Annotated in this window: 30 protein-coding genes; 16 read left to right on the top strand and 14 right to left on the bottom strand. The window is 53.6% G+C overall.

The window, feature by feature from the left end:
• Positions 1-80: 80 nt before the first annotated feature.
• From hpf to ACQG19_RS22130, 8 genes are read right to left on the bottom strand one after another with little or no spacing between them, the layout of a single operon-like run.
• Complete coding sequence (gene hpf / locus ACQG19_RS22165; protein WP_013098943.1) at positions 81-368, bottom strand: ribosome hibernation promoting factor; 288 nt, start codon at positions 366-368, stop codon at positions 81-83.
• Between the two features lie 22 nt (positions 369-390).
• Positions 391-1,824: an RNA polymerase factor sigma-54 gene (rpoN, locus tag ACQG19_RS22160; protein WP_013098942.1), complete on the bottom strand. Its 1,434-nt coding sequence runs from the start codon at positions 1,822-1,824 to the stop codon at positions 391-393.
• A gap of 47 nt (positions 1,825-1,871) precedes the next feature.
• Positions 1,872-2,597 (bottom strand): LPS export ABC transporter ATP-binding protein, encoded by a 726-nt coding sequence (lptB, locus tag ACQG19_RS22155; RefSeq protein ID WP_013098941.1) that lies wholly within the window; start codon positions 2,595-2,597, stop codon positions 1,872-1,874.
• A 6-nt stretch (positions 2,598-2,603) separates the two neighbouring features.
• Positions 2,604-3,158 (bottom strand): lipopolysaccharide ABC transporter substrate-binding protein LptA, encoded by a 555-nt coding sequence (gene lptA / locus ACQG19_RS22150; RefSeq protein WP_013098940.1) that lies wholly within the window; start codon positions 3,156-3,158, stop codon positions 2,604-2,606.
• Positions 3,127-3,702, bottom strand: coding sequence for an LPS export ABC transporter periplasmic protein LptC (gene lptC / locus ACQG19_RS22145; RefSeq protein ID WP_013098939.1), 576 nt, complete (start codon positions 3,700-3,702; stop codon positions 3,127-3,129). Before lptC ends, lptA begins: the two co-directional genes overlap by 32 nt.
• Positions 3,699-4,265 carry a 3-deoxy-manno-octulosonate-8-phosphatase KdsC gene (gene kdsC / locus ACQG19_RS22140; RefSeq protein WP_029883391.1) on the bottom strand — a complete coding sequence of 189 codons (567 nt, stop codon included), beginning with the start codon at positions 4,263-4,265 and terminating at the stop codon, positions 3,699-3,701. The genes lptC and kdsC overlap by 4 nt, the downstream gene beginning before the upstream one ends.
• A 14-nt stretch (positions 4,266-4,279) precedes the next feature.
• Positions 4,280-5,266: an arabinose-5-phosphate isomerase KdsD gene (gene kdsD, locus ACQG19_RS22135; protein ID WP_029883390.1), complete on the bottom strand. Its 987-nt coding sequence runs from the start codon at positions 5,264-5,266 to the stop codon at positions 4,280-4,282.
• Between the two features lie 13 nt (positions 5,267-5,279).
• Positions 5,280-6,257, bottom strand: coding sequence for a calcium/sodium antiporter (locus tag ACQG19_RS22130; RefSeq protein WP_102752146.1), 978 nt, complete (start codon positions 6,255-6,257; stop codon positions 5,280-5,282).
• A gap of 228 nt (positions 6,258-6,485) precedes the next feature.
• Between ACQG19_RS22130 and mlaF the strand changes: the two genes are divergently transcribed.
• The 7 genes from mlaF to murA all read left to right on the top strand — a co-directional run bounded on the left by mlaF (position 6,486) and on the right by murA (position 11,279).
• On the top strand, positions 6,486-7,298 hold the full coding sequence (gene mlaF / locus ACQG19_RS22125; RefSeq protein ID WP_020687352.1) for a phospholipid ABC transporter ATP-binding protein MlaF: 813 nt from the start codon (positions 6,486-6,488) through the stop codon (positions 7,296-7,298).
• 7 nt (positions 7,299-7,305) lie between these two features.
• Positions 7,306-8,088, top strand: a complete 783-nt coding sequence (gene mlaE / locus ACQG19_RS22120) for a lipid asymmetry maintenance ABC transporter permease subunit MlaE (RefSeq protein ID WP_010436044.1) — start codon at positions 7,306-7,308, stop codon at positions 8,086-8,088.
• A gap of 4 nt (positions 8,089-8,092) precedes the next feature.
• Positions 8,093-8,641 (top strand): outer membrane lipid asymmetry maintenance protein MlaD, encoded by a 549-nt coding sequence (gene mlaD, locus ACQG19_RS22115; RefSeq protein ID WP_102752167.1) that lies wholly within the window; start codon positions 8,093-8,095, stop codon positions 8,639-8,641.
• Between the two features lie 18 nt (positions 8,642-8,659).
• Entirely contained in the window at positions 8,660-9,295 is a 636-nt protein-coding gene (gene mlaC / locus ACQG19_RS22110; protein WP_013098933.1) for a phospholipid-binding protein MlaC, read from the top strand.
• Positions 9,295-9,588, top strand: a complete 294-nt coding sequence (gene mlaB / locus ACQG19_RS22105) for a lipid asymmetry maintenance protein MlaB (RefSeq protein ID WP_246932439.1) — start codon at positions 9,295-9,297, stop codon at positions 9,586-9,588. The genes mlaC and mlaB overlap by 1 nt, the downstream gene beginning before the upstream one ends.
• A gap of 126 nt (positions 9,589-9,714) precedes the next feature.
• A complete protein-coding gene (gene ibaG / locus ACQG19_RS22100) occupies positions 9,715-9,969 on the top strand; it encodes a BolA family iron metabolism protein IbaG (protein ID WP_008501458.1) in 255 nt (84 codons plus the stop codon).
• 50 nt (positions 9,970-10,019) lie between these two features.
• The gene (murA, locus tag ACQG19_RS22095) at positions 10,020-11,279 is read left to right on the top strand and encodes a UDP-N-acetylglucosamine 1-carboxyvinyltransferase (protein ID WP_013098931.1); all 1,260 of its coding nucleotides are present in this window, start codon (positions 10,020-10,022) and stop codon (positions 11,277-11,279) included.
• 63 nt (positions 11,280-11,342) lie between these two features.
• On the opposite strand, the gene sfsB is transcribed toward murA, so the two are convergent.
• Both sfsB and ispB read right to left on the bottom strand, forming a co-directional pair.
• A complete protein-coding gene (gene sfsB, locus ACQG19_RS22090) occupies positions 11,343-11,630 on the bottom strand; it encodes a DNA-binding transcriptional regulator SfsB (RefSeq protein WP_038983629.1) in 288 nt (95 codons plus the stop codon).
• A gap of 228 nt (positions 11,631-11,858) precedes the next feature.
• A complete protein-coding gene (gene ispB, locus ACQG19_RS22085; protein ID WP_102752148.1) occupies positions 11,859-12,830 on the bottom strand; it encodes an octaprenyl diphosphate synthase in 972 nt (323 codons plus the stop codon).
• A gap of 257 nt (positions 12,831-13,087) precedes the next feature.
• Here ispB and rplU point away from each other — a divergent pair, with 257 nt between their 5' ends.
• The 4 genes from rplU (at position 13,088) to cgtA (ending at position 15,916) form a co-directional block, all read left to right on the top strand.
• Positions 13,088-13,399 carry a 50S ribosomal protein L21 gene (gene rplU / locus ACQG19_RS22080; protein ID WP_003025032.1) on the top strand — a complete coding sequence of 104 codons (312 nt, stop codon included), beginning with the start codon at positions 13,088-13,090 and terminating at the stop codon, positions 13,397-13,399.
• 19 nt (positions 13,400-13,418) lie between these two features.
• Positions 13,419-13,676, top strand: coding sequence for a 50S ribosomal protein L27 (rpmA, locus tag ACQG19_RS22075; RefSeq protein ID WP_004385076.1), 258 nt, complete (start codon positions 13,419-13,421; stop codon positions 13,674-13,676).
• A gap of 96 nt (positions 13,677-13,772) precedes the next feature.
• Positions 13,773-14,747: a DMT family transporter gene (locus ACQG19_RS22070; RefSeq protein ID WP_013098928.1), complete on the top strand. Its 975-nt coding sequence runs from the start codon at positions 13,773-13,775 to the stop codon at positions 14,745-14,747.
• A complete protein-coding gene (gene cgtA, locus ACQG19_RS22065; protein ID WP_013098927.1) occupies positions 14,744-15,916 on the top strand; it encodes an Obg family GTPase CgtA in 1,173 nt (390 codons plus the stop codon). Before ACQG19_RS22070 ends, cgtA begins: the two co-directional genes overlap by 4 nt.
• 39 nt (positions 15,917-15,955) lie before the next feature.
• Here the strand turns inward: cgtA and pmrB are convergent, their stop codons facing one another.
• From pmrB to dacB, 3 genes are read right to left on the bottom strand one after another with little or no spacing between them, the layout of a single operon-like run.
• Positions 15,956-16,999 (bottom strand): two-component system sensor histidine kinase PmrB, encoded by a 1,044-nt coding sequence (gene pmrB, locus ACQG19_RS22060; RefSeq protein WP_102752149.1) that lies wholly within the window; start codon positions 16,997-16,999, stop codon positions 15,956-15,958.
• On the bottom strand, positions 16,996-17,658 hold the full coding sequence (gene pmrA, locus ACQG19_RS22055) for a two-component system response regulator PmrA (protein WP_013098925.1): 663 nt from the start codon (positions 17,656-17,658) through the stop codon (positions 16,996-16,998). Before pmrA ends, pmrB begins: the two co-directional genes overlap by 4 nt.
• A 2-nt stretch (positions 17,659-17,660) precedes the next feature.
• A complete protein-coding gene (gene dacB / locus ACQG19_RS22050; RefSeq protein WP_023622305.1) occupies positions 17,661-19,094 on the bottom strand; it encodes a serine-type D-Ala-D-Ala carboxypeptidase in 1,434 nt (477 codons plus the stop codon).
• A gap of 227 nt (positions 19,095-19,321) precedes the next feature.
• Between dacB and greA the strand changes: the two genes are divergently transcribed.
• Positions 19,322-19,798, top strand: coding sequence for a transcription elongation factor GreA (gene greA, locus ACQG19_RS22045; protein WP_013098923.1), 477 nt, complete (start codon positions 19,322-19,324; stop codon positions 19,796-19,798).
• Positions 19,799-19,949: 151 nt separating this feature from the next.
• On the opposite strand, the gene yhbY is transcribed toward greA, so the two are convergent.
• On the bottom strand, positions 19,950-20,243 hold the full coding sequence (gene yhbY, locus ACQG19_RS22040; protein WP_014833438.1) for a ribosome assembly RNA-binding protein YhbY: 294 nt from the start codon (positions 20,241-20,243) through the stop codon (positions 19,950-19,952).
• A 127-nt stretch (positions 20,244-20,370) separates the two neighbouring features.
• On the opposite strand from yhbY, the gene rlmE reads away from it, so the two are divergent.
• From rlmE to glmM, 4 genes are all read left to right on the top strand, one after another.
• Complete coding sequence (rlmE, locus tag ACQG19_RS22035; protein ID WP_003861812.1) at positions 20,371-20,997, top strand: 23S rRNA (uridine(2552)-2'-O)-methyltransferase RlmE; 627 nt, start codon at positions 20,371-20,373, stop codon at positions 20,995-20,997.
• A 102-nt stretch (positions 20,998-21,099) separates the two neighbouring features.
• Positions 21,100-23,034 carry an ATP-dependent zinc metalloprotease FtsH gene (gene ftsH, locus ACQG19_RS22030; RefSeq protein WP_013098921.1) on the top strand — a complete coding sequence of 645 codons (1,935 nt, stop codon included), beginning with the start codon at positions 21,100-21,102 and terminating at the stop codon, positions 23,032-23,034.
• A gap of 98 nt (positions 23,035-23,132) precedes the next feature.
• The gene (gene folP, locus ACQG19_RS22025) at positions 23,133-23,981 is read left to right on the top strand and encodes a dihydropteroate synthase (RefSeq protein WP_020687345.1); all 849 of its coding nucleotides are present in this window, start codon (positions 23,133-23,135) and stop codon (positions 23,979-23,981) included.
• The gene (gene glmM / locus ACQG19_RS22020; protein ID WP_013098919.1) at positions 23,974-25,311 is read left to right on the top strand and encodes a phosphoglucosamine mutase; all 1,338 of its coding nucleotides are present in this window, start codon (positions 23,974-23,976) and stop codon (positions 25,309-25,311) included. The genes folP and glmM overlap by 8 nt, the downstream gene beginning before the upstream one ends.
• Positions 25,312-25,480 lie beyond the last annotated feature (169 nt).

Genomic DNA, 25,480 nt, shown 5'->3' with positions numbered 1-25,480 from the left:
TTTCACCTAAGCGCTAACTGTACAAATGGCCTGTTGTGCTCCACAACAGGCCTTCCTGCACCCGTTAACTGCCCGGACAATTAGTGTTGTTTCAGTTTATCTTTATGTTTATTGAGCTGTCTTGCAAGCTTATCAATCAAGCCGTCGATAGCAGCGTACATGTCTTGCCCTTCCGCACTGGCGTGGAGTTCGCCCCCATTGACATGCAGGGTTGCATCCGAGATATGAGTCACTTTCTCCACTTTCAACACAATATAGACCTGATTGATCCTTTCGAAATACTGCTCGAGTTTTGCGAATTTCGTGTTTACAAAGTCGCGTAAAGCTTCAGTAATTTCGACGTTTTGTCCAGTGATGTTGAGCTGCATAGTGTCTTCCTTATCGGTTGTGTCAGACCAGCTGTTTACGCTGGTTAGACGGCGGAATGGATAAAGACTCTCGATACTTCGCAACAGTACGACGTGCCACCATAATACCCTGGTCGGACAGCATGGTGGTTAACTTACTGTCGCTCAGTGGCTTCGCGGGGTTCTCCGCGGCGATCAACTTCTTCACCAGTGCACGAATCGCCGTTGACGAGGCTTCGCCACCGCCTTCGGTATTCACATGGCTGGAGAAGAAATACTTAAGCTCAAATATACCGCGAGGACTGTGCAGATACTTCTGCGTGGTCACGCGGGAAATCGTTGATTCATGCATCTCGACGGCCTGGGCGATATCCGCCAGCACCATCGGTTTCATATACTCTTCGCCCTGCTCAAAGAAAGCCTGCTGTTGTTCGACGATACAGCGGCTCACCCGCAACAGCGTATCATTGCGGCTCTCCAGGCTTTTGATTAGCCAACGCGCTTCCTGCAGATTGCTACGAATATACTGGTTGTCGGCGTCGTTACGCGCGCTGGTGCACATGGAGGCATATTGCTGATTGATTTGCAGGCGAGGAATGCTGTCTGAATTGAGTTCAACGACCCAGCGGCCGTTGTGTTTTCTGACCAGCACGTCAGGTATGACGTATTCAGGCTCACTGGTCTGGATCGACTGGCCGGGGCGAGGATCGAGCGACTGAATCAGGTTAACCGCCTCTTTCAGCACCTCTTCTTTCAGACGCGTAACGCGCATCAGGGTACGGAAATCATGGTTAGCCAGCAGATCCAGATGATCGCTGATGATTAAGCGGGCTTCATCGATCCAGGGCGTCTCTTTGCTGAACTGCGAAAGCTGGATCAGCAGACAGTCGCGCAGGTCTTTCGCTGCTACGCCCACCGGGTCGAAACGCTGAATGCGCTTCAGAACGGCTTCTATCTCTTCAAGTTCAATCTCGTCATCGCCCATGCTTTCCAGAATATCGTCCAGCGTGACGGTCAGATAGCCGGTGTCGTCAACGGCATCGACAATCGATGTAGCAATCGCGCGATCGGTATCGGAGAAAGGGGTCAGCTCCACCTGCCACATCAGGTAATCCTGTAGTGACTGGGTGGTTTCACCCTGATAGACCGGTAGCTCATCGTCCTGGTAGTCTGCACGCGTGCCGGAAGGGGTTCCGGCGGTGTAGATTTCATCCCAGCTGGCATCCAACGGAAGCTCGTCCGGCATCTCTTTTTGTTCGAGTGCATCGGCGGTATCGAGGGCTTCCGTGTCCTGTGATTGCTGAGTGTCTACCTCGTCATGAAGATCGGCTTGCTCCAGCAGCGGATTGCTGTCCAGCGCTTGCTGGAGCTCCTGCTGGAGTTCTAATGTGGACAGTTGCAACAGGCGAATCGCCTGCTGTAACTGCGGCGTCATCGCCAGTTGTTGGCTGAGCCTTAATTGCAAACCTTGCTTCATGTTCAGAGCATTTTTCTCCGGTTCGGCGTTACTTTACCTCTACCCTATCAGAGTCTGAAGTCTTCCCCAAGATAGACGCGCTTAACATGATCATCTTCGAGGATCTGCTGTGGCGTGCCGTGGGCGATCAGGTTGCCCTGGCTCACGATATACGCACGTTCACATACGGCCAGTGTTTCACGGACGTTGTGGTCAGTAATCAACACGCCAAGACCGCTGTCGCGCAGATGCTCAATAATACGTTTAATGTCGATAACGGAGATGGGGTCAACGCCTGCAAATGGTTCATCCAGCAGGATGAACTTCGGGTTTGCTGCCAACGCGCGTGCAATTTCAACACGGCGGCGTTCCCCCCCGGACAGCGCCTGACCGAGGCTATCGCGCAGGTGCTCAATGTGAAACTCTTCCATCAGCTCGTTGGCGCGATCCTGACGCTGTTCGCTGGTCAGGTCGTCACGAATTTGCAGAACGGCCATCAGGTTATCGAAGACGCTCAGGCGACGGAAAATGGAGGCTTCCTGCGGCAGGTAGCCAATACCACGGCGTGCGCGCGCATGCAGTGGCAGAAGGCTGATGTCTTCATCATCAATGATGATGTTACCGGCATCGCGTGGGACAATACCCACGACCATGTAGAAGGTCGTGGTTTTACCTGCACCGTTTGGACCAAGCAGGCCTACAATTTCGCCGGAGTTGACGGTCAGACTGACATCTTCCACGACACGGCGGCCCTTATAGGCCTTCGCGAGATTTTTTGCAGTTAATGTTGCCATAACGAATTAGTTACTCTTCTTCTGTGCCGGAGCCTGGCCCTTGCCTTTGTCCTGCAGCTGAGACGGCACTAACACGGTGGTGACGCGTTTGCCTTTCTCGCTGGAGGCCTGCATTTTTTGCTCTTTCACCAGATAGGTGATCTTATCGCCGGTGATATTGCTATCGAGCTGTTCCAGATAGGCGTTACCGGTAAGGATGACCAGATCTTTCGCCAGTTCATAATGCATGTGGCTGGCATGGCCCTTCACTGGCTTGCCGTTGTCCTGCATCTGGTAGAACGTGGCTGGGTTGCCGTAGCCATCAATGATCTCTTTGCCCTGTTCGCCACCTGGACGGGTAACGACCACCTTATCGGCGTTAATCTTGATGGTGCCCTGGGTCATGACCACGTTGCCGGTAAAGGTAACGACATTACCCTGCATATCAAGAGACTGCGTATCGGACTCGATATGGATCGGCTGTTCGGTATCGCCAGTAACAGCAAGCGCGGGAAGACTGGCCGCCAGCATCGCGCTGGCGATAATTACTTTAAGGCTGAGTTTGTTTGTTTTGAATTTCATAGGAGGTTCTAACCTTTTCAATCAGCTCGGCGTTTTTGCTGCGTAAGTTCCCGCGCATTCTTAAACCGCTGGAATTAAATGTTGTGCCGTACAGAGTGACCAGATCCTGCGACGTCACATCCTGAGTAACCAGGTTGATCTGGGCATTATCTGTCGTAATTTTGCGCAGTTGTGAGTCAGCGGTCAGGGCGTTGACTTCAACATGGCCATAAAGATAAAGCATACGGTCATTCGTCAGTTTTGCCCGGTCGGACTTAATCGACCACGTCGGCACTTTGTCCTTATCAAACGTCGTCATGACCGGCTGGGTAAACCACGAAATACCGTCATCTGAAAAATATTCAACGTGCTGGGCAATCAGGCGATAGTTCAGCGCACCTTCCGGGCTATAGACTACGGTATCACTGTGATCGCTTTTATAGGTTGGATCGTTATTGTTGATCACTTCCGTTTGCGTATCGTCACGATCGGCAAGGTTCACGCCAATCAGTATCAGTGCGACAAGCGAAAGCAGAATGATAACCCAACGTCTGGTTTTACTCATATCGATTGCCCTTTGGCCTCATCAAGCTTGCCCTGCGCCAGCAGAAGCAGATCGCAGACTTCACGTACGGCACCACGGCCACCGTTGATGTGGGTAACATAATCAGCCCGCGGGATCAGCAGCGGATGCGCATCCGCAACCGCGACACTCAGGCCAATCTCAGCCATTACCGGCCAGTCAATCAGGTCGTCCCCGACATAGGCCACATGTTCTGGCGCGATAGACAGTTTACCCAGTAAATCATTGAAAGCAGCCATCTTATCGGACTGTCCCTGATACAGATGGGTAATGCCCAACGTTTCACAGCGATCTTCTACCAGTTTAGCTTTTCGCCCGGTGATGATGGCAACCTCGATACCCGATGTGAGCGCACAACGAATACCGTAGCCATCGCGAACGTTGAACGCTTTCAGCTCTTCACCATTATTGCCCATGTAAATCAGGCCATCGGACAGTACGCCGTCCACATCCAGAATCAGCAGGCGAATGTTTTCTGCCTTTGCCATCACGTGGGCACTGACCGGACCATAACAGGTTGCAAGGGATGCACCCGCATTACTCATTGTCTTATCCTTCATTACACTACGCCTGCGCGCAGCAGATCATGCATATGTACCACACCCAGCAATTGGTCGCCATCGGCAACCATCACTGAGGTGATATGTCGGGACTGCATCAGGTTCAGTACATCCACCGCCAGCGTGCCCGGGCGAACGCGAATCCCGCCGGGCGTCATCACATCGACAATACCCAGCGTGCGAACATCCACGCCCATGTCGAACACGCGACGCAGGTCACCGTCGGTGAAAATCCCTTCGATCTTCATCAGATCGTCACACACCACCGTCATGCCCAGGTTTTTACGGGTGATTTCCAGCAGCGCATCACGCAGGGAGGCCTCTTTACTGACGTGAGGGATTTCATCGCCAGTATGCATAATATCGTTAACCCGCAGCAGCAGTTTCCGACCCAGCGCACCGCCAGGATGGGAAAGCGCGAAATCTTCAGGGGTAAAACCGCGGGCTTCAAGGAGCGCAACGGCAAGCGCGTCGCCCATCACCAGCGCCGCGGTGGTGCTGGATGTTGGCGCGAGACCCAGTGGGCAGGCCTCTTTCGGCACTTTTACGCACAGGTGAATATCCGCCGCACGTGCCATGCTGCTTTCCGGGCGGCTGGTCATGCAAATGAGCGGGACCTGCAGTCGCTTCAGAACCGGTATCAGTGCCAGGATCTCGTTGGACTCCCCGGAGTTTGACAGCGCAATGACGACATCCTGCGGCGTCACCATGCCCAGATCGCCGTGTGCCGCTTCTCCTGGATGTACAAAGAAGGAGGAGGTGCCGGTGCTGGCGAAAGTGGCCGCCATTTTGCGGCCAATGTGGCCGGACTTGCCCATCCCCATTACCACGACTTTACCGGCACAGTAGAACATCTTCTCACAGGCCAGACTAAAATCCTGATTAATGTACTGATCTAACTGCGCCAGACCTTCACGTTCAATCTCCAGAACGTCTTTGCCTGCTTTCTGAAAGTCAAAACCCGGCTGCAATTCTATTTGCGACATAATGCGTTTCCGTTTACCCAGAGAGAAGAGGCGAAAGCCAGTACAGCATCGCCATCCATACGATAAATCCACCCGTCAGCAGCGCGCCTGCGCCTTTGCCGATCTGTCGTTGCCGCCGCCAGCAGAGCAGGGCAAAGATAACGCTTACCAGCAACATCACCCCGTAATCACGTGAGAAGGCCAGCGGGTTAAACGGCCCGGGCGTTATCAGGGCTGGCAGGCCCATGACGATGGCAATATTGAAGATGTTCGAGCCGATAATATTGCCGATGGCGATGTCATCTTCACCTTTACGTGCCCCGGCAATGGCCGTGGCCAGCTCCGGCAGGCTGGTGCCGATGGCGATCACGGTCAGGCCAATGGTCAGTTCGCTCATGGCGAAATAATTCGCCAGTACCGTCGCGTTATCCACGACCATCCGTGTTGCCATGGGCATAATGATCAACGCGACACCCAGCCAGAGCAGTGCAACAGGCAGCGTACCTTCACGCGGTAGCTCGGCGACCTGCTCACGTGTCAGGCTGTCCTGACCCTGTTTTTCCGCCAGGCGGGCAATGTTAACACTATAGAGCAGCCAGATGACCGCCAGCGCCAGCAAGAAAATGCCGTCACTGTAGCTCAGAGCGCCATCGTAAAATACGCATCCTGCCAACAGGCTTACGATCAACATTAGCGGCAATTCCCGGCGCAGAACATCAGAATGCACGCGAAATGGATGGAGCAGCGCGGCCAGGCCCAGAATAAGCAGAATATTGACGATGTTAGAGCCAATCGCGGTGCCAACAGCAAGGTCTATCTGACCATGCAGCGATGCCGTCACAGAGACGATGATTTCAGGCAGGGAGGTTCCAACACTGACCACGGTCATCCCGATGACAACAGGGGGGACGCCAGTGAGGCGGCACAGGATCGATGCAGCAAACACCAAACGGTCAGCACTGTAGACCACCAAAAGTAAACCAATTATTAACAGTGCTGTTGCTAAAAGCATCAAAAGTCCTTTCTTCAGGTATACTCGCCGGTCCACCGCGCGGGAATTGTTAGCGCTGCATACAGCCTAAGACGTAACGAATTCCTAATTTTGACTTTATGCGCCGGAAAAGTAAAACAAATGCCAGCTTTCGCTAACCTCTACGGCTAATATTCTGTAAAAATGTGGGGTTTAGGGCTGATTTAAGCTTCACGCTTCGCATGAAGCAGGGTAAGAAAGGAACCGTAAATGAGCCAAACGATGGCGAATTTAGTCGATGTCCGTGGGGTGAGCTTTTCTCGCGGCAACAGATTGATATTTGATGATATTTCGTTGACCGTGCCGCGTGGCAAAATCACAGCCATCATGGGACCGTCCGGGATCGGTAAAACGACCCTGCTGCGACTTATCGGTGGGCAGATCCCACCCGATAGCGGTGAAATCCTCTTCGACGGCGAAAACGTACCGGAGATGTCGCGGTCGCGCCTGTATACTGTGCGCAAGCGGATGAGCATGCTCTTTCAGTCGGGGGCCTTGTTCACCGACATGAACGTCTTTGATAATGTCGCCTATCCGCTGCGCGAGCATACGCAGCTTCCGCCAGAGCTGCTGAAAAGCACGGTAATGATGAAGCTGGAGGCGGTAGGGCTGCGTGGCGCCGCAAAGCTGATGCCGTCAGAGCTGTCTGGTGGCATGGCGCGTCGCGCCGCGCTGGCGAGAGCCATTGCGCTGGAACCCGATTTAATCATGTTCGACGAACCGTTTGTCGGACAGGATCCAATTACGATGGGCGTGCTGGTGAAGCTCATCTCTGAATTGAACAGCGCGCTCGGCGTCACCTGCATTGTGGTGTCTCACGATGTGCCGGAAGTGTTGAGTATTGCCGACTATGCCTACATTGTGGCAGACAAAAGGATCGTCGCGCACGGCAGCGCCCAGGCGTTGCAGGAAAACTGCGATCCGCGAGTACGGCAGTTCCTCGACGGTATTGCGGATGGGCCTGTGCCGTTCCGCTACCCTGCGGGCGACTATCGTGACGATTTATTGGGAATAGGGAGTTAAGCCACTCATGCTGTTAAATGCGTTGGCCGCTCTTGGACACCGTGGCATAAAAACCATCAGGACGTTCGGGCGCGCCGGATTGATGTTGTTCAACGCGCTGGTCGGCAAGCCGGAGTTCCGCAAGCACGCGCCTTTACTGGTACGGCAACTCTATAACGTCGGCGTGCTGTCGATGCTCATCATCATTGTGTCCGGTCTGTTTATCGGCATGGTGCTGGGGCTGCAGGGCTACCTTGTTCTGACGACCTACAGCGCGGAAACCAGCCTCGGCATGCTGGTGGCGCTTTCGCTGCTGCGTGAACTGGGGCCGGTGGTTGCGGCACTGCTGTTTGCCGGACGCGCGGGGTCGGCACTCACCGCAGAGATTGGTCTGATGCGTGCCACCGAGCAGCTTTCCAGTATGGAAATGATGGCGGTCGATCCGTTGCGGCGTGTTATCTCACCCCGTTTCTGGGCAGGGGTTATCTCCTTACCGTTGCTGACTATCCTGTTTGTGGCCGTCGGTATCTGGGGCGGTTCGCTGGTGGGCGTTCACTGGAAAGGGATTGATGCCGGTTTCTTCTGGTCAGCCATGCAGGACGCCATCGATCTGCGAATGGATCTGGTTAACTGTTTGATTAAAAGCGTGGTATTTGCCATTACGGTCACCTGGATTGCGTTATTTAATGGTTACGATGCCATCCCGACGTCGGCGGGCATTAGCCGTGCAACTACACGTACTGTCGTACATTCGTCGCTGGCCGTATTGGGTCTGGATTTTGTGCTCACCGCACTGATGTTTGGGAATTGAGTTCATGCAAACGAGAAAAAATGAAATTTGGGTCGGCGTGTTCCTGTTGCTGGCACTGCTTGCCGCACTGTTTATCTGCCTGAGAGCGGCGGATATCAACTCAGTGCGTACCGAACCGACTTATCGCATCTATGCCACTTTCGATAATATCGGAGGGCTGAAGGCGCGCTCTCCTGTGCGTATTGGCGGTGTGGTTATTGGCCGTGTGGCTGACATTACGCTTGATGAAAAAACCTATCTGCCGCGCGTGGCGATGGATATTGAAGAGCGTTACAACCATATCCCGGATACCAGCTCGCTTTCTATCCGCACCTCCGGCCTGCTGGGCGAACAATATCTGGCACTGAACGTGGGCTTTGAAGATCCTGAGCTTGGAACGACTATCCTTAAAGACGGTAGCGTCATCCAGGATACCAAGTCCGCGATGGTGCTGGAGGACATGATTGGTCAGTTCCTTTACAACAGTAAGGGAGATGATAAAAAGTCCGATGCTGCCCCTGCGCAGACTGAAGATCATACCAACGTCGCACCGACACCTGGCACGACGAATTAATATCAGGAGAAGTCATTCATGTTTAAACGACTGTTAATGGTTGCCATGCTGGTTATTGCCCCTCTCACGGCTGCACACGCCGCGGATCAGAGCAACCCGTACAAACTGATGGACGAAGCCGCGAAGAAAACCTTCGATCGTCTTAAAAACGAACAGCCTAAAATTCGTTCTAATCCTGATTATCTGCGTGACGTGGTCGATCAGGAGCTGCTGCCGTATGTGCAGATCAAATATGCCGGTGCGCTGGTGCTGGGGCGTTATTACAAAGACGCTACCCCTGCGCAGCGTGAAGCCTACTTTGCTGCCTTCCGTGAATACCTGAAACAGGCTTACGGCCAGGCGCTGGCGATGTACCACGGCCAGACCTACCAGATTGCACCGGAACAGCCGCTGGGTGATGCCACCATTGTGCCTATTCGCGTCACGATCATCGATCCTAACGGTCGTCCACCGGTTCGCCTGGATTTCCAGTGGCGTAAAAACAGCCAGACCGGTAACTGGCAGGCGTATGACATGATCGCCGAAGGGGTGAGCATGATCACGACTAAACAGAATGAGTGGAGCGACCTGCTGCGTACTAAAGGCATTGATGGCCTGACCGCCCAGCTGCAGTCTATCTCTCGCCAGAAAATCACCCTGGATGAGAAGAAGTAATGTCGCAGCAACTGAGCTGGTCGCGTGAGGGCGAAACATTAAAGCTGTCCGGTGAACTCGATCAGGATCTGCTCAACCCGTTATGGGATAAACGCCATGACGCCATGCAGGGCGTTACGCTGATCGATTTGAGCGGCGTCATGCGGGTGGATACGGCTGGGGTGGCGCTACTTGCCCACCTCATTGCCGTGGGGAAAAAGCAGGGGGCAACTGTGACGCTTCACGGGGCCAGCGATAATGTCGTCACCCTGGCGCAGCTCTACAATCTTCCTCAGGACGTACTGCCGCATTAATATTTTCAGTGCGTTACTTCTGAAAGCCCTGACAGTTTCATCGTCGGGGCTTTTTGCTTGTTTAAGACGACGCCACTTTGCTCTAAGATGTTGGGCTTGTTTTCACTATCAGATGATTAAGAACCCATGGAAAATCATGAAATCCAGACAGTGCTGATGAATGCACTCTCCCTTCAGGAAGCCCACGTCACAGGCGATGGCAGTCACTTCCAGGTTATTGCTGTGGGTGAGATGTTCGACGGTATGAGCCGTGTGAAGAAACAGCAGGCTGTGTACGCGCCGCTGATGGAATATATTGCGGATAACCGCATCCACGCCCTGTCGATTAAAGCGTTCACCCCGCAAGAGTGGGCACGCGATCGCAAACTAAACGGTTTTTGAGCTGAGGGCGATGCGCCCGCAGCACGGTTGAATTTATAAGAGAGCACACCATGGATAAATTTCGTGTACAGGGGCCGACGCGCCTCCAGGGCGAAGTCACAATTTCTGGCGCGAAAAACGCCGCGCTGCCGATCCTCTTTGCTGCGCTGCTCGCGGAAGAGCCGGTAGAAATTCAGAACGTACCGAAGCTGAAAGATATCGACACCACCATGAAGCTGCTCACCCAGTTGGGGACGAAAGTCGAGCGTAATGGCTCCGTCTGGATCGATGCCAGCAACGTGAACAACTTCTCAGCACCGTACGACCTGGTGAAAACCATGCGTGCATCCATCTGGGCGCTTGGCCCGCTGGTAGCGCGTTTTGGTCAGGGACAGGTGTCACTGCCTGGTGGTTGCGCCATTGGCGCGCGTCCTGTTGACCTGCATATCTTCGGTCTGGAGAAGCTGGGCGCGGAGATCAAACTGGAAGAAGGTTACGTTAAAGCGTCCGTAAATGGCCGCCTGAAAGGCGCGCACATTGTCATGGACAAAGTGAGCGTTGGCGCAACCGTCACCATTATGTCCGCGGCAACGCTGGCAGAAGGTACCACCATTATCGAAAACGCCGCGCGCGAGCCGGAAATTGTGGATACCGCCAACTTCCTCGTGGCGCTGGGTGCAAAAATCTCTGGCCAGGGTACCGATCGCATCACCATTGAAGGCGTTGAGCGTCTGGGTGGCGGTGTGTATCGCGTTCTGCCAGACCGTATTGAAACCGGGACTTTCCTGGTGGCTGCGGCCATTTCTGGCGGCAAGATTGTTTGCCGTAATGCGCAGCCTGACACCCTGGATGCGGTGCTGGCGAAGCTGCGTGAAGCGGGTGCGGATATCGAAACCGGTGAAGACTGGATCAGCCTTGATATGCACGGTAAACGTCCAAAAGCGGTAACCGTTCGCACGGCGCCGCATCCGGCATTCCCGACCGATATGCAGGCTCAGTTCACGCTGCTGAACCTGGTGGCGGAAGGTACCGGTGTGATCACCGAGACTATCTTCGAGAACCGCTTCATGCACGTACCGGAGCTGATCCGTATGGGCGCACATGCAGAGATCGAAAGTAACACGGTGATTTGCCACGGTGTTGAGAAGCTCTCCGGTGCGCAGGTTATGGCAACCGATCTGCGTGCGTCTGCGAGCCTGGTATTAGCGGGTTGTATCGCGGAAGGAACGACGGTTGTGGATCGTATCTACCACATCGATCGTGGTTACGAGCGTATTGAAGACAAACTGCGCGCGCTGGGTGCCAATATCGAGCGTGTGAAGGGCGAGTAATCGTTCCGGCAGCCCCCTGCCAGAGATGGCCGGGGGGGTGCTGTTCCTGTCAAAAAAAGCGCGTCAGACCGGTTGCTCTTTCCTGGTTTTTTTCTGGCGAATCATGCGTGTTCTGTCAATAAACTCATGGGTAATGGGATCGTGGTAACGCGAGGGCCAAATGACCCACGGGTGCGTCTCCAGCGCCGAAGCAATAATCAATTCACCCTTTGGCCAGGGGCGAGTCAGGGCATTTGCCAGCGTTGATGAGCTCAATCCATTGCGACGTGATTCAGCGGCGAGCGATGTTCCTTTTTTGCGCAGCGCAGCAATAATATCTGCTGAGTGCCAGTCGATAAATTTCATATCCATAAAGCTGTCCTTGTGTTCGTAATCACCCACGTCATTTCTACCGAAACGACGGGGTTACTATACTCATTTTGAACACAGGCTCTAAAAAGTTCGCGTTACTTGAAGGAATATTCAGAATAAGACATGGCTTTATTCATGCGGTCTGTAAGCCGATGATTTTACGCGAATATGGAATTTATAAGAACTTATTGAAATCTCCCCGCGAAGGCCGCGGGGAGAAGCGAGACGTTAACGATCGCGCTGTACGGCGATGTGGGCAAGGCCGATTAACGCATCGCGCCATGGGCTGTCTGGAATGACCTGCAGTGCCGCGATGGCTTTATCCGCCTCTTCTTCAGCGCGCTGACGCGTCCACTCCAGCGAGCCACAGATGGCCATTGTTTCCAGTACCGGTTCCAGGAGATGGCGACCATTTCCCTGTTCAATCGCTTCACGGATCATTTTCGCCTGGTCAGCGGATCCGTTGTGCATGGCATGGAGCAGCGGCAGGGTCGGTTTACCTTCGTTGAGGTCATCGCCGACGTTTTTGCCGAGCGTTTCGCCATCAGCACTGTAGTCCAGCAAATCGTCAATCAGCTGGAATGCGGTCCCCAGATAACGGCCGTAGTCCTGCAGCCCTTTTTCCTGCGCAGCGGTACAGCCAGCCAAAATGCCGGAACATTGCGCCGCGGCTTCAAACAGGCGCGCGGTTTTGCTGTAGATTACGCGCATGTAATTTTCTTCGGTGATGTCAGGATCGTTGACGTTCATCAGCTGCAGCACTTCGCCTTCCGCGATCACGTTAACGGCTTCAGACATCACTTCCAGCACTTTCAGAGAGCCGAGGCTGGTCATCATCTGGAAGGCACGGGTATAGATAAAATCACCGACCAGAACGCTGGCTGCGTTGCCGAAGGCGGCGTTTGCCGTGGCTTTGCCACGACGCATGTCTGATTCATCCACAACATCATCATGCAGAAGCGTCGCAGTGTGAATAAATTCGATCAGTGCTGCGATAGTGACATGAGCCATTCCCTGATAACCCACGGCTCTGGCGGCCAGTATGGCAATCATCGGGCGAATACGTTTACCGCCGCCGCTGACGATGTAATAGCCCAACTGATTGATTAGCTGAACATCAGAGTTGAGTTGTTCCAGGATTGCTGCATTCACACCCGCCATATCTTGCGCGGTTAACTCGTTGATTTTTTCTAAATTCATCGCAAAAGCCGGGCTTTTTATCCTGTTTATCCCATCTTTGATGGGGTAACGAAGGGTTTCGGTTTATCAATAGTATTGCTGATTGTACTGAAAAAACGGCTCAGATAAACGCTACCGTACGTGTTGTGTTTTTTTTCTTCATGTATTGATGGTAGCACTTGTCAAAGGCTCGCGTTTTGCGTAATATTCGCGCCCTATTGTGAATATTTATAGCGCACTCTGATTCATACGAGGATGTGCGCGGAAGCGGAGTTTATATGTACGCGGTTTTCCAAAGTGGTGGTAAACAACACCGAGTAAGCGAAGGTCAGACCGTTCGCCTGGAAAAGCTGGACATCGCAACTGGCGAATCTGTTGAGTTCGCAGAAGTTCTGATGATCGCAAACGGTGAAGAAGTCAAAATCGGCGTTCCTTTCGTTGATGGCGGCGTTATCAAAGCTGAAGTTGTTGCTCACGGTCGTGGCGAGAAAGTTAAAATCGTTAAGTTTCGTCGTCGTAAACACTACCGTAAGCAGCAGGGCCACCGTCAGTGGTTCACTGATGTGAAAATTACTGGCATCAGCGCCTAAGACCTGAGGAGAGATTTAAATGGCACATAAAAAGGCTGGCGGCTCCACACGTAACGGTCGCGATTCAGAAGCTAAACGCCTGGGCGTTAAGCGTTTCGGTGGCGAATCCGTTCTGGCGGGTAGCATCATCGTTCGTCAACGTGGTACCAAATTCCACGCTGGCAACAACGTAGGTTGCGGTCGTGACCACACTCTGTTTGCTAAAGCAGACGGTAAAGTGAAATTTGAAGTTAAAGGCCCGAACAACCGTAAATACATCAGCATCGTTGCTGAGTAAGGTTTTCTCGGTCCGGTAACGGATTAAAGCCCCGCAACCTGTTGCGGGGCTTTTTACATTGGAAACCCGGTAATTTTTTCTGTAGGGAAAACGGGCATGAAGCAGCAGGCCGGCATTGGAATTCTTTTGGCGCTCACAACCGCAATGTGCTGGGGTGCGCTGCCAATTGCAATGAAGCAGGTACTGGAAGTGATGGAACCGCCTACGGTGGTGTTTTATCGCTTTCTGATGGCAAGTATCGGCCTGGGGGCCATCCTTGCTGTTAAAGGCAAGCTTCCGCCCCTGCGTCTCTTCCGTAAACCGCGCTGGCTGGTATTACTGGCTATCGCGACGGGGGGACTGTTTGGTAACTTCATTCTGTTCAGTTCTTCCCTGCAATATCTTAGCCCGACGGCGTCGCAAGTGATTGGTCAACTTTCACCGGTCGGCATGATGGTTGCCAGCGTCGTTATCCTCAAGGAGAAGATGCGCGGTACGCAGATCGTCGGGGCGAGCATGCTGCTATGTGGCCTGGTAATGTTCTTCAATACCAGCCTGATAGAGATTTTTACCCGCCTGACCGATTACACCTGGGGTGTAATCTTCGGTGTGGGGGCAGCAACGGTTTGGGTGAGCTATGGCGTCGCGCAAAAGGTGTTATTGCGTCGTCTTGCCTCACAGCAGATCCTCTTTTTGCTGTACACTTTGTGTACAATAGCATTATTGCCGTTAGCGAAGCCGGGGGTGATCACCCAGCTTAGCGACTGGCAGCTGGCGTGCCTCATATTTTGTGGGCTGAATACGCTGGTCGGTTATGGCGCGCTGGCCGAAGCAATGGCGCGCTGGCAGGCAGCACAGGTGAGCGCATTGATTACGCTCACTCCGCTGTTTACGCTGTTATTTTCAGATTTGTTATCAATGGCCTGGCCCGATGTCTTCGTCAGACCGATGCTCAACCTGTTGGGCTATCTCGGTGCGTTTGTCGTGGTTGCGGGCGCGATGTATTCCGCCATTGGTCATCGTCTCTGGGGGCGTTGGCGCAAAAATGAAGCGGTCCCCGCTCAGGCGAATGATTTACGGAGAGTAAAATGAAGTTTGTTGATGAAGCGACGATCCTGGTCGTGGCAGGTGATGGCGGCAACGGTTGCGTAAGCTTCCGCCGTGAAAAATATATTCCTCGTGGTGGCCCTGACGGCGGCGACGGCGGCGACGGCGGTGACGTATGGCTGGAGGCGGATGAGAACCTCAACACGCTGATCGACTACCGTTTCGAAAAATCTTTCCGCGCTGAGCGTGGCCAGAACGGCCAGAGCCGTGACTGTACCGGTAAACGTGGTAAAGACGTCACCATTAAGGTACCGGTGGGTACGCGTGTGATCGATCAGGGTACCGGTGAGACCATGGGCGATATGACCAAACACGGTCAGCGTCTGATGGTTGCAAAAGGGGGGTGGCACGGTCTGGGCAACAGCCGTTTCAAATCTTCCGTCAACCGTACGCCGCGTCAGAAAACAATGGGTACGCCGGGCGATAAGCGCGACCTGCAGCTGGAGCTGATGCTGCTGGCCGATGTGGGGATGCTGGGAATGCCAAACGCTGGTAAATCCACGTTTATTCGCGCCGTCTCTGCCGCTAAGCCAAAAGTGGCGGACTATCCGTTTACCACGCTGGTGCCAAGCCTGGGCGTTGTCCGTATGGATAACGAGAAGAGCTTTGTGGTTGCCGATATCCCGGGTCTGATTGAAGGCGCAGCGGAAGGTGCCGGTCTGGGTATCCGCTTCCTGAAACACCTTGAGCGCTGCCGTGTACTGTTGCACCTTATCGATATCGATCCGATCGACGGGTCCGATCCGGTAGAAAATGCCCGTATCATCGTCGGCGAGCTGGAGAAATACAGCGAGAAACTGGCGAACAAACCGCGCTGGCTGGTCTTTAACAAGATTGACCTGATGGATAAAGCCGAAGCGGAAGCAAAAGCGAAAGCCATTGCTGAAGCGATGGGGTGGGAAGATAAATACTACCTGATCTCTGCGGCAAGCCAGGTTGGCGTGAAAGATCTCTGCTGGGATGTGATGACCTTTATCATCGAGAACCCGGTTGTTCAGGCGGAAGAAGCGAAGCAGCCTGAAAAAGTCGAATTCATGTGGGATGACTACCACCGTCAACAGCTTGAAGAGCTGGAAGCAGAAGAGGAAGACGACTGGGACGACGACTGGGATGAAGACGACGAAGAAGGCGTCGAGTTCATCTACAAGCACTAATGACCCGATAAGGCCCCTGTTGATACAGGGGCTTTTTTTTTATTCTAACGTTGAAGGCAGCCAGCAACTGGCAATGAGTCCGCCTTCTGCGGCATTCTCCAGCGTCAGCGTTCCGTGGTGAAGCTGCACAATGCGTTGCACAATGCTCAGACCCAGGCCACTGCCACCGTAGCGCTGATCGAGACGACGGAACGGCTCGGTAATCGACTGCCGGTGTGCTTCATCAATACCGGGACCCTGATCGATAACACTGACCCGCGTACCGCCGTCCTGTGCGGTCAATGTCACTGTGATGGTGGTCCCTGCGGGGCTGTAGCGCCCGGCATTCTCCAGCAGGTTACGCAGCATGAGTCGCAGAAGCACCGCGTCCCCCTGCACCGTTAGCGGACTTTTGGCCGGCCATATCACCGTATGTTCTTTGGCTTCATGCTCAAGGCCAAGCGGGGTGATGATATTGTCTGTCCAGTTTACCGTCTCGTAGTGGCCGCTCGCCATTGCCTGCCCGGCCCGCGCCAGCATCAGCAGCTGTTCAATGGTATGCATGAGTTGATCGATACGGCTGATTAATGCTGAAGCCTGTGGCGAACCTGATTGTGCCATCAGTTCCAGATGCAACCTGATCCCGGCGAGTGGGGTTCGCAGTTCATGCGCGGCATCGGCGGTAAAGAGCCTTTCCTGTTGTATGGTGTGATCAAGCCTGGCGAGCAATTGGTTCAGAGAGGTTGTGACGGCGCCAATCTCTTCCATGTCTGAATACATGGGCAGCGGAGTGAGGTTGTCCGCCGAACGATTCGCCAGACTGGCCCGCAGTTGATTCAGCGGGCGAGTTATCCAGGTGACTGCCCAGAAGGAGAAGAGCAGGGTAAAACCGACCATCACCAGGGAAGGGACCAGCAGCGAGGCAATCGCTTCGCGGATCTCTTTTTCGACATGGTTGTTACGTGCCTTTGCAGACAGCGTTTCATTGACCAGAAAGCCAATCTGTTCGCGGCTTTCATGCCACAGCCAAATCACGCTTATCAACTGGAAAAATAACAGTATCACCGCCAGCAAAACCATTAATCGCCGACGCATACTGTTCATTTCTGTCTCTCCAGACGATAACCCACGCCACGAACGGTTTTTATCCGGTCTTTGCCAAGTTTGCGTCGCAAATTGTGAATGTGGACTTCAAGGGTATTTGATCCCGGATCGTCCTGCCAGGAGTAGATATCCTGCTGGAGGGTTTCACGGTGTACCGTCTGCCCGCTACGCATGATCAGACGCGTAAGCAGGGCGAACTCTTTCGGTGTGACCTCAACAGGCAGAGACTGGCACAGCACCTGCTGAGTTTGCAGATTCAGGGTAATATCACCGTCGGTCAGTAAGTTATCACTGTGCCCCTGATAGCGGCGAATTAACGCACGCACGCGCGCCTGTAGCTCTGCCAGGGCAAACGGCTTCACCAGATAATCATCCGCGCCGGAATCCAGGCCGTTGATACGATCTTCGATGGCATCGCGCGCCGTCAGGATCAACACCGGGTTGTCGACACCGCGACGCCGCCACTGGCTTAACAACGTGGCCCCGTCTTTATCCGGGAGGCCCAGATCGAGGATCACCAGACTATATTCACCGCTCTGGATCAGGGCATCCGCCTCTGCCGCCGTGGCGGCGCAGTCGAGGGCATAGCCTTCATTGGACAGCGCCAGCGCCAGCCCTTCCTGTAATAACAGATCGTCTTCAACTATAAGTAGTTTCATCGCTAGTTATTCTGGTAGATGTCCTTATAAAGCCTGCTTTCGAAGCGCACCAGCGGGATACGGCGATTGCGCTGGTCGGCCGGTTCGACGGCATAGCCGGAAAGATACTGCACGAATGCCAGACGCTGCCCGCTGGCGGTGGTGATGAAGCCTGCAAGGTTGTAAACACCCTGCAGTGAACCTGTTTTGGCTGATACCTTACCGTCCACACCGGCAGCGTGAAGACCGGCCCGGTACTGAAGTGAACCGTCATGCCCGGCAAGTGGCAGCATCGAAATAAAGTTTAGCTCAGTGTCATGTTGTGCAATGTACTGAAGCACTTGCATCATGGTTGCCGGGGAGATCAAATTGTGACGTGATAACCCGGAACCATCGACAGCGATGGTGTTGCCCAGATCGATCCCCGCCTGCTGACGAAGGATCTGACGCACAGCGTCGGAACCCGCACGCCAGGTTCCCGGAACGCCAAAACGCGCGTGACCAATCATGCGGAACACGGTGTCGGCGATCATATTGTCAGACTTCTTCAGCATGATCCTTAGCAAATCGTGCAACGGTGCAGACTGTTTGCTGGCGATAACCGTGCCGGGTTGATTAACCTGCGTCTGGCGGAGCAGGGTACCGGTATAGGTGATCCCAGCCTGTTTCAGTTCGTCCTTGAGAATTGCGCCCGCGTAGCTTGCACCATCCTGGATGGCGAAGGCCAGCGGGAGGGGATCGGCGCGTTGCGTCAGGCACCCGGTAAGCGTGAAGCGGTTAAGGTCGCCGGGCACCACATCCAGTTCGCAATATTGCGCATCCGGGGAGCCTTTTGCCAGCGTTCGGACCTGGCTAAACATGGTGACCGGGTAGTAAGACGCCACGCGAATAAACGCTAAATCGTCCGGTTTTGGCGCGCTGTAAAGCGAAATCGAGAAGCAGTTACGATCAACAATCGCTGCCGATGGCGGTGCGCTAAAGCACTGCGTCATGTCGTTCCACGGCCAGCCCGGCGCTTTATCGTGGCTGGCAAAGATGGAGGTGTCGATCAACACGTTACCATCGATCTTCTGCACGCCAGATTTTTTCAGCACCGCCACCATGTTGCGGATATCCTGACGTTTGAAGGTGGGGTCACCGCCAAAACGGGCAATAAGATCGCCTTTCAGCTCACCGTCTTTAACCTCTCCCCTGGTCTCAAGAGTCGTGGTAAAACGGAAGTCAGGACCAAGCTGAAGCAGGGCAGCGAGCGCAGTGATCACCTTCTGAGTACTGGCAGGCAGCGCCATTTGTTGACTGTGGTAGTCAATCTCAGGTGCCTGCGCGCCGACCTTCTGCACCATCAGAGCAAGGTTGGCCCCGGCAGGGAGCTGATTAATGTATTCATCAACATTCGCGGCCTGAACGCTGAACGTTATACTGGTAGTCAATCCGATGATAAATCTGGAAAATCGCATAATCTCGCGCTAACAACCCGAAAACAAACCGTCATACTACGGTGCATGGCACTGCAAAGTAAACGATGACCCATAGTGAACTTCGCGGTAAAATACGTATCAAATTGAAAATTGCTGCTGACCTGGGGCGTTGCTCCCGGGTCGGTTTTCTTTTTGCTTCTGGCCCGCTCATGAGGGCCGGGGCAGGGAACACTGCTCCCAACAGGAATGTTTAAGAGGTATAACAAATGCAAGCTATTCCGATGACCTTACGTGGTGCCGAAAAACTGCGCGAAGAGCTGGATTTCCTGAAATCTGTTCGTCGCCCTGAAATCATCGCCGCTATCGCGGAAGCGCGTGAGCATGGCGACCTGAAAGAGAACGCTGAATACCACGCGGCGCGTGAGCAGCAGGGTTTCTGTGAAGGGCGTATTAAAGATATCGAAGCTAAGCTGTCCAATGCGCAGGTTATCGATATCACCAAAATGCCAAACAATGGGCGTGTGATCTTTGGTTCAACCGTTAGCGTGCTGAACCTGGACACTGACGAAGAGCAGACTTACCGCATCGTGGGTGACGATGAAGCAGACTTCAAACAGAACCTGATTTCAGTGAACTCACCGATTGCTCGCGGCCTGATTGGCAAAGAGCAGGACGATGTCGTGACCATCCGTACCCCGGGTGGCGAAGTGGAATACGAAATTATTAAGGTTGAGTACCTGTAATTCGCCTCTCCACGAAGATGTTGATACATTGTAAAGAAAGGAAAAAGGCCGCATAGCGGCCTTTTATCAACTCAAGGAGCATGGCATTTTGCTCACCTGCTGACAGAAATCCCTCGTTTTACACAGAAAATGTGTTTAATTCAGGATATCCTTAGCGTGGCAGCGAGATTTTACGCTCTTTAGTTGGGCGATAGAGCACCAGCGTTTTACCGATGACCTGCACGTTACAGGCACCGGTTTCGCGCACGATGGCTTCCACGATCAAGTTCTTCGTGTCTCTGTCTTCAGAGGCAATTTTCACCTTGATCAGCTCGTGGTGTTCCAGCGCTTGTTCAATCTCGGCAAGCACCCCTTCGGTCAAACCATTGTTGCCAAGCATGACTACAGGCTTGAGCGGATGTGCCAGACCTTTAAGGTGCTGTTTTTGTTTAGTACTCAGATTCATCGTATATTTTTGCTTACGTTGGGATTGAAAACGGTTCATTCTACCGCCATCTCCCTTATATCGCCAAATAGCTGCGTAGAAATTTACGTCACAGGCAAGCAACGATGAACCAGGACGGAAATGTTAAATGACAGGTAAAAAGCGTTCTGCCAGCTCCAGCCGCTGGCTTCAGGAACACTTTAGCGATAAATATGTTCAACAGGCACAGAAAAAGGGGTTGCGTTCCCGTGCCTGGTTTAAACTTGATGAAATACAGCAAAGTGACAAACTTTTTAAGCCGGGGATGACGGTGGTTGACCTCGGTGCGGCACCTGGCGGATGGTCGCAGTATGCGGTAACGCAGATTGGCGGCACGGGCCGCATCATCGCATGCGATCTTTTACCAATGGATCCCATCGTTGGTGTCGACTTCCTTCAGGGCGACTTTCGTGATGAATTAGTGCTGAAAGCGTTACTTGATCGTGTTGGTGACAGTAAGGTCCAGGTTGTCATGTCGGATATGGCACCAAATATGTGTGGAACACCGGCGGTGGATATCCCCCGCGCCATGTATCTGGTGGAGCTAGCGTTAGAAATGTGTCGTGATGTACTAGCGCCTGGTGGTAGTTTTGTTGTGAAGGTGTTTCAGGGCGAAGGTTTCGAGGAGTATCTTAAGGAAATTCGCTCCCTGTTTGCGAAGGTTAAAGTTCGTAAGCCGGACTCTTCCCGGGCCCGTTCCCGTGAAGTGTATATTGTAGCGACCGGGCGAAAATGATAACCGGTAGATTTCAGACGAAAGTTTGAATGACACTGGATATAGAGTATCCTGACGCTGTTTTTAACACAGTTGTAATATGAGGTTAATCCCTTGAGTGACATGGCGAAAAACCTAATACTCTGGCTGGTCATTGCCGTTGTGCTGATGTCAGTATTCCAGAGCTTTGGGCCCAGCGAGTCGAATGGCCGCAAGGTGGATTATTCTACCTTCCTGCAGGAGGTCAATCAGGACCAGGTTCGCGAAGCGCGTATCAACGGACGTGAGATCAACGTTACCAAGAAAGATAGTAACCGTTACACGACTTACATCCCGGTGAACGATCCTAAGCTGCTTGATAACCTTCTGACTAAAAACGTCAAGGTGGTAGGTGAGCCGCCAGAAGAACCGAGCCTGCTGGCTTCTATCTTCATCTCCTGGTTCCCGATGCTGCTTCTTATCGGCGTCTGGATCTTCTTTATGCGCCAGATGCAGGGCGGCGGTGGCAAAGGTGCCATGTCGTTCGGTAAGAGCAAGGCGCGTATGTTGACGGAAGATCAGATCAAAACCACGTTTGCAGACGTCGCCGGTTGTGACGAAGCAAAAGAAGAGGTGGGTGAACTGGTTGAATACCTGCGCGAGCCGAGCCGTTTCCAGAAGCTGGGCGGTAAGATCCCGAAAGGCGTCCTGATGGTCGGCCCTCCGGGTACCGGTAAGACCCTGCTGGCGAAAGCCATCGCGGGTGAAGCGAAGGTACCGTTCTTTACTATTTCAGGTTCTGACTTCGTAGAAATGTTCGTGGGTGTCGGTGCATCTCGTGTGCGTGACATGTTCGAGCAGGCTAAAAAGGCAGCACCGTGCATTATCTTCATCGATGAAATCGACGCCGTAGGCCGCCAGCGTGGCGCTGGTCTGGGCGGTGGTCACGATGAACGTGAGCAGACCCTGAACCAGATGCTGGTTGAGATGGACGGCTTCGAAGGTAACGAGGGTATTATCGTTATCGCGGCAACTAACCGTCCGGACGTTCTTGACCCTGCGCTGCTGCGTCCAGGCCGTTTCGACCGTCAGGTTGTGGTCGGTCTGCCGGATGTTCGTGGTCGTGAACAGATTCTGAAAGTGCACATGCGTCGCGTACCGCTGGCGCCAGATATCGACGCGGCAATCATTGCGCGCGGTACTCCGGGCTTCTCCGGTGCGGACCTGGCTAACCTGGTCAACGAAGCTGCACTGTTTGCCGCTCGCGGTAACAAACGTGTAGTGTCGATGGTGGAATTCGAAAAAGCGAAAGACAAAATCATGATGGGTGCAGAACGTCGCTCCATGGTGATGACGGAAGCGCAAAAAGAGTCCACAGCATACCACGAAGCGGGCCACGCGATTATCGGTCGCCTGGTGCCGGAACACGATCCGGTGCATAAAGTGACGATCATTCCGCGCGGTCGTGCGCTGGGTGTAACCTTCTTCCTGCCTGAAGGCGACGCGATCAGCGCCAGCCGTCAGAAGCTGGAAAGCCAGATTTCAACCCTGTACGGCGGTCGTCTGGCGGAAGAGATTATCTACGGTCCGGAACATGTTTCTACCGGTGCGTCCAACGATATTAAAGTGGCGACAAACCTGGCGCGTAACATGGTGACTCAGTGGGGCTTCTCCGACAAACTCGGTCCACTGCTCTATGCAGAGGAAGAGGGCGAAGTATTCCTGGGCCGTTCTGTGGCGAAAGCGAAACATATGTCTGATGAAACGGCTCGTATCATCGACCAGGAAGTGAAAGCGCTGATTGAACGTAACTACGGTCGCGCACGTCAGATCCTGAACGACAATATGGACATCCTGCATTCGATGAAAGATGCGCTCATGAAATATGAGACTATCGATGCTCCGCAGATTGACGACCTGATGGCTCGCCGCGAAGTGCGTCCGCCAGCAGGCTGGGAAGACCCAGGCGCTTCCAACAATTCTGACAACAATGGCACCCCGCGTGCGCCGCGTCCGGTTGATGAACCGCGTACGCCGAACCCGGGTAACACCATGTCAGAACAGTTGGGCGACAAGTAAGTCACTGCTGTTGGCGAGTGTGTCTGTACCTCAAACCCTGGAGCTTGCTCCGGGGTTTTTCTTTTCTGTTTAACCACATTAATACCAGGGATTTAGCCATGAAACTTTTCGCCCAGGACTCGCATCTCGATCTCTCACATCCGCATGTGATGGGTATCCTGAATGTTACCCCTGACTCCTTCTCAGATGGCGGTACGCATAACACGCTTATTGAGGCGGTTAAGCACGCCAATCTGATGATCAACGCGGGGGCAACCATCATTGACGTTGGCGGTGAGTCGACGCGTCCGGGGGCGGCAGAGGTTTCAGTGGAGGAAGAGCTGGCGCGTGTGGTCCCGGTGGTTGAAGCCATCGCACAACGTTTTGAGGTGTGGATATCCGTGGACACGTCTAAGCCAGAGGTGATTCGTGAAGTGGCGCGAGTGGGTGCTCACATCATCAATGATATCCGCTCTCTGACCGAGCCGGGGGCGATTGAAGCGGCTGCGGAAACCGGGCTGCCGGTTTGTCTGATGCATATGCAGGGAAAACCGAAAACGATGCAGGATGCGCCTAAGTATGAGGATGTCTTTGCAGATGTGAATCGCTTCTTTATTGAGCATATTGCACGCTGTGAGCGTGCAGGTATCGCAAAAGAGAAATTGCTGCTCGACCCGGGGTTCGGTTTCGGTAAAAATCTCTCCCACAATTATGCGTTGCTTGCGCGCCTGTCAGAGTTTCATCATTTCGGCCTGCCGTTGCTGGTTGGCATGTCGAGAAAGTCGATGATTGGGCAGTTGCTGAATGTCGGGCCGAGTGAGCGCCTGAGCGGCAGTCTGGCCTGCGCGGTGATTGCAGCAATGCAAGGCGCGCATATTATCCGTGTCCATGATGTTAAAGAAACAGTAGAAGCCATGCGTGTGGTGGAAGCCACACTGGCAGCGAAGGAAAAGAAACGCTATGAGTAATCGTAAATATTTTGGTACCGATGGTATCCGTGGGCGCGTAGGCGATGCTCCAATCACCCCTGATTTTGTGCTTAAGCTTGGTTGGGCTGCTGGCAAGGTTCTGGCGCGTCATGGCTCGCGTAAGATCATCATTGGCAAAGACACCCGCATTTCCGGCTATATGCTGGAGTCCGCACTGGAAGCCGGTCTCGCCGCTGCCGGGCTTTCAGCATCCTTTACTGGCCCAATGCCAACACCTGCTGTCGCCTATCTGACGCGTACCTTCCGCGCGGAAGCCGGCATCGTGATTTCAGCCTCACATAACCCGTTCTATGATAACGGTATCAAGTTCTTCTCCATTGATGGCACCAAGCTGCCGGATGATGTGGAAGAGGCGATCGAAGCCGAAATGGAAAAAGAGATCACCTGTGTTGATTCCGCTGAGCTGGGCAAAGCAAACCGTATTGTCGATGCGGCTGGCCGTTACATTGAATTCTGCAAAGGCACCTTCCCGAACGAGCTAAGCCTGGCTCACCTCAAAATTGTGGTGGACTGTGCAAACGGTGCGACGTATCACATTGCGCCGAATGTTTTCCGCGAGCTGGGGGCGAAGGTGATCACCATTGGCTGTGAGCCTGATGGTCTGAACATTAACGAACAGGTTGGTGCGACGGACGTTCGTGCCCTGCAGGCACGCGTGCTGGCAGAAAAAGCGGACCTGGGTATTGCCCTGGACGGCGACGGCGACCGTGTGATCATGGTTGACCACGAAGGGAACAAGGTCGATGGCGACCAGATCCTCTACATTATTGCGCGTGAAGGTCTGCGTCAGGGACAGCTGCGCGGCGGTGCGGTTGGCACGCTGATGAGCAACATGGGTCTGGAGCTGGCATTGAAACAGCTGGGGATCCCGTTTGTTCGAGCGAAGGTGGGTGACCGCTACGTGCTGGAAAAACTGCAGGAGAAAGGCTGGCGCATTGGCGCTGAAAACTCCGGCCATGTGATCCTGCTCGACAAAACCACCACCGGTGACGGCATTGTGGCAGCGCTTCAGGTTGTTGCCGCGATGGCACGTAACCATATGAGCCTGCACGATCTGTGCAGCGGCATGAAAATGTTCCCGCAGATCCTTGTGAACGTGCGCTTCACCGCAGGCAAAGGCGATCCGCTGGAAAATGATAACGTCAAAGCGGTGATGGCAGACGTTGAAGCTGCGCTTGGCAACCGTGGGCGTGTCCTGCTGCGTAAGTCAGGTACTGAACCGCTGATCCGCGTGATGGTGGAAGGCGAAGACGAAGCGCAGGTGACTGAATTTGCGCACCGTATTGCAGATGCTGTAAAAGCTGCATAACTTTTCACAATAAGTGTTTAAAAAGGCGGCGCTTGCCGCCTTAGTTTTAAGCATTTTGTGGCTTTTTGCTGTTTTTTTCTGCAGTTGATACAATGCGTCAAAATTGCCCTTGCGAAGGTCATTCGCTTTGGTTAGTATTCACACCCGCTTCAGTGGGAAACAAAAATCC

The sequence above is a fragment of the Enterobacter cloacae complex sp. 277I4 genome (genome assembly GCF_050031465.1).
In the GTDB taxonomy this organism is placed as follows: Bacteria; Pseudomonadota; Gammaproteobacteria; order Enterobacterales; family Enterobacteriaceae; genus Enterobacter; species Enterobacter cloacae.
Note: the sequence above shows the minus strand (reverse complement) of the source record. Positions and strands in the feature narration are given on the sequence as shown.

Bases quoted from the DNA above. Each gene is read 5' to 3' on its own strand.
- glmM (WP_013098919.1), top strand. From the start codon at position 23,974: ATGAGTAATCGTAAATATTTTGGTACCGATGGTATCCGTGGGCGCGTA.
- greA (WP_013098923.1), top strand. From the start codon at position 19,322: ATGCAAGCTATTCCGATGACCTTACGTGGTGCCGAAAAACTGCGCGAA.
- ACQG19_RS22130 (WP_102752146.1), bottom strand. From the start codon at position 6,257: ATGCTTTTAGCAACAGCACTGTTAATAATTGGTTTACTTTTGGTGGTC.
- ispB (WP_102752148.1), bottom strand. From the start codon at position 12,830: ATGAATTTAGAAAAAATCAACGAGTTAACCGCGCAAGATATGGCGGGT.
- rlmE (WP_003861812.1), top strand. From the start codon at position 20,371: ATGACAGGTAAAAAGCGTTCTGCCAGCTCCAGCCGCTGGCTTCAGGAA.
- lptC (WP_013098939.1), bottom strand. From the start codon at position 3,702: ATGAGTAAAACCAGACGTTGGGTTATCATTCTGCTTTCGCTTGTCGCA.
- yhbY (WP_014833438.1), bottom strand. From the start codon at position 20,243: ATGAATCTGAGTACTAAACAAAAACAGCACCTTAAAGGTCTGGCACAT.
- mlaF (WP_020687352.1), top strand. From the start codon at position 6,486: ATGAGCCAAACGATGGCGAATTTAGTCGATGTCCGTGGGGTGAGCTTT.
- kdsC (WP_029883391.1), bottom strand. From the start codon at position 4,265: ATGAGTAATGCGGGTGCATCCCTTGCAACCTGTTATGGTCCGGTCAGT.
- pmrA (WP_013098925.1), bottom strand. From the start codon at position 17,658: ATGAAACTACTTATAGTTGAAGACGATCTGTTATTACAGGAAGGGCTG.
- kdsD (WP_029883390.1), bottom strand. From the start codon at position 5,266: ATGTCGCAAATAGAATTGCAGCCGGGTTTTGACTTTCAGAAAGCAGGC.
- mlaD (WP_102752167.1), top strand. From the start codon at position 8,093: ATGCAAACGAGAAAAAATGAAATTTGGGTCGGCGTGTTCCTGTTGCTG.
- ibaG (WP_008501458.1), top strand. From the start codon at position 9,715: ATGGAAAATCATGAAATCCAGACAGTGCTGATGAATGCACTCTCCCTT.
- rpmA (WP_004385076.1), top strand. From the start codon at position 13,419: ATGGCACATAAAAAGGCTGGCGGCTCCACACGTAACGGTCGCGATTCA.
- lptA (WP_013098940.1), bottom strand. From the start codon at position 3,158: ATGAAATTCAAAACAAACAAACTCAGCCTTAAAGTAATTATCGCCAGC.
- folP (WP_020687345.1), top strand. From the start codon at position 23,133: ATGAAACTTTTCGCCCAGGACTCGCATCTCGATCTCTCACATCCGCAT.
- cgtA (WP_013098927.1), top strand. From the start codon at position 14,744: ATGAAGTTTGTTGATGAAGCGACGATCCTGGTCGTGGCAGGTGATGGC.
- mlaC (WP_013098933.1), top strand. From the start codon at position 8,660: ATGTTTAAACGACTGTTAATGGTTGCCATGCTGGTTATTGCCCCTCTC.
- rpoN (WP_013098942.1), bottom strand. From the start codon at position 1,824: ATGAAGCAAGGTTTGCAATTAAGGCTCAGCCAACAACTGGCGATGACG.
- sfsB (WP_038983629.1), bottom strand. From the start codon at position 11,630: ATGGATATGAAATTTATCGACTGGCACTCAGCAGATATTATTGCTGCG.
- dacB (WP_023622305.1), bottom strand. From the start codon at position 19,094: ATGCGATTTTCCAGATTTATCATCGGATTGACTACCAGTATAACGTTC.
- lptB (WP_013098941.1), bottom strand. From the start codon at position 2,597: ATGGCAACATTAACTGCAAAAAATCTCGCGAAGGCCTATAAGGGCCGC.
- mlaE (WP_010436044.1), top strand. From the start codon at position 7,306: ATGCTGTTAAATGCGTTGGCCGCTCTTGGACACCGTGGCATAAAAACC.
- murA (WP_013098931.1), top strand. From the start codon at position 10,020: ATGGATAAATTTCGTGTACAGGGGCCGACGCGCCTCCAGGGCGAAGTC.
- mlaB (WP_246932439.1), top strand. From the start codon at position 9,295: ATGTCGCAGCAACTGAGCTGGTCGCGTGAGGGCGAAACATTAAAGCTG.
- ftsH (WP_013098921.1), top strand. From the start codon at position 21,100: ATGGCGAAAAACCTAATACTCTGGCTGGTCATTGCCGTTGTGCTGATG.
- hpf (WP_013098943.1), bottom strand. From the start codon at position 368: ATGCAGCTCAACATCACTGGACAAAACGTCGAAATTACTGAAGCTTTA.
- rplU (WP_003025032.1), top strand. From the start codon at position 13,088: ATGTACGCGGTTTTCCAAAGTGGTGGTAAACAACACCGAGTAAGCGAA.
- ACQG19_RS22070 (WP_013098928.1), top strand. From the start codon at position 13,773: ATGAAGCAGCAGGCCGGCATTGGAATTCTTTTGGCGCTCACAACCGCA.
- pmrB (WP_102752149.1), bottom strand. From the start codon at position 16,999: ATGAACAGTATGCGTCGGCGATTAATGGTTTTGCTGGCGGTGATACTG.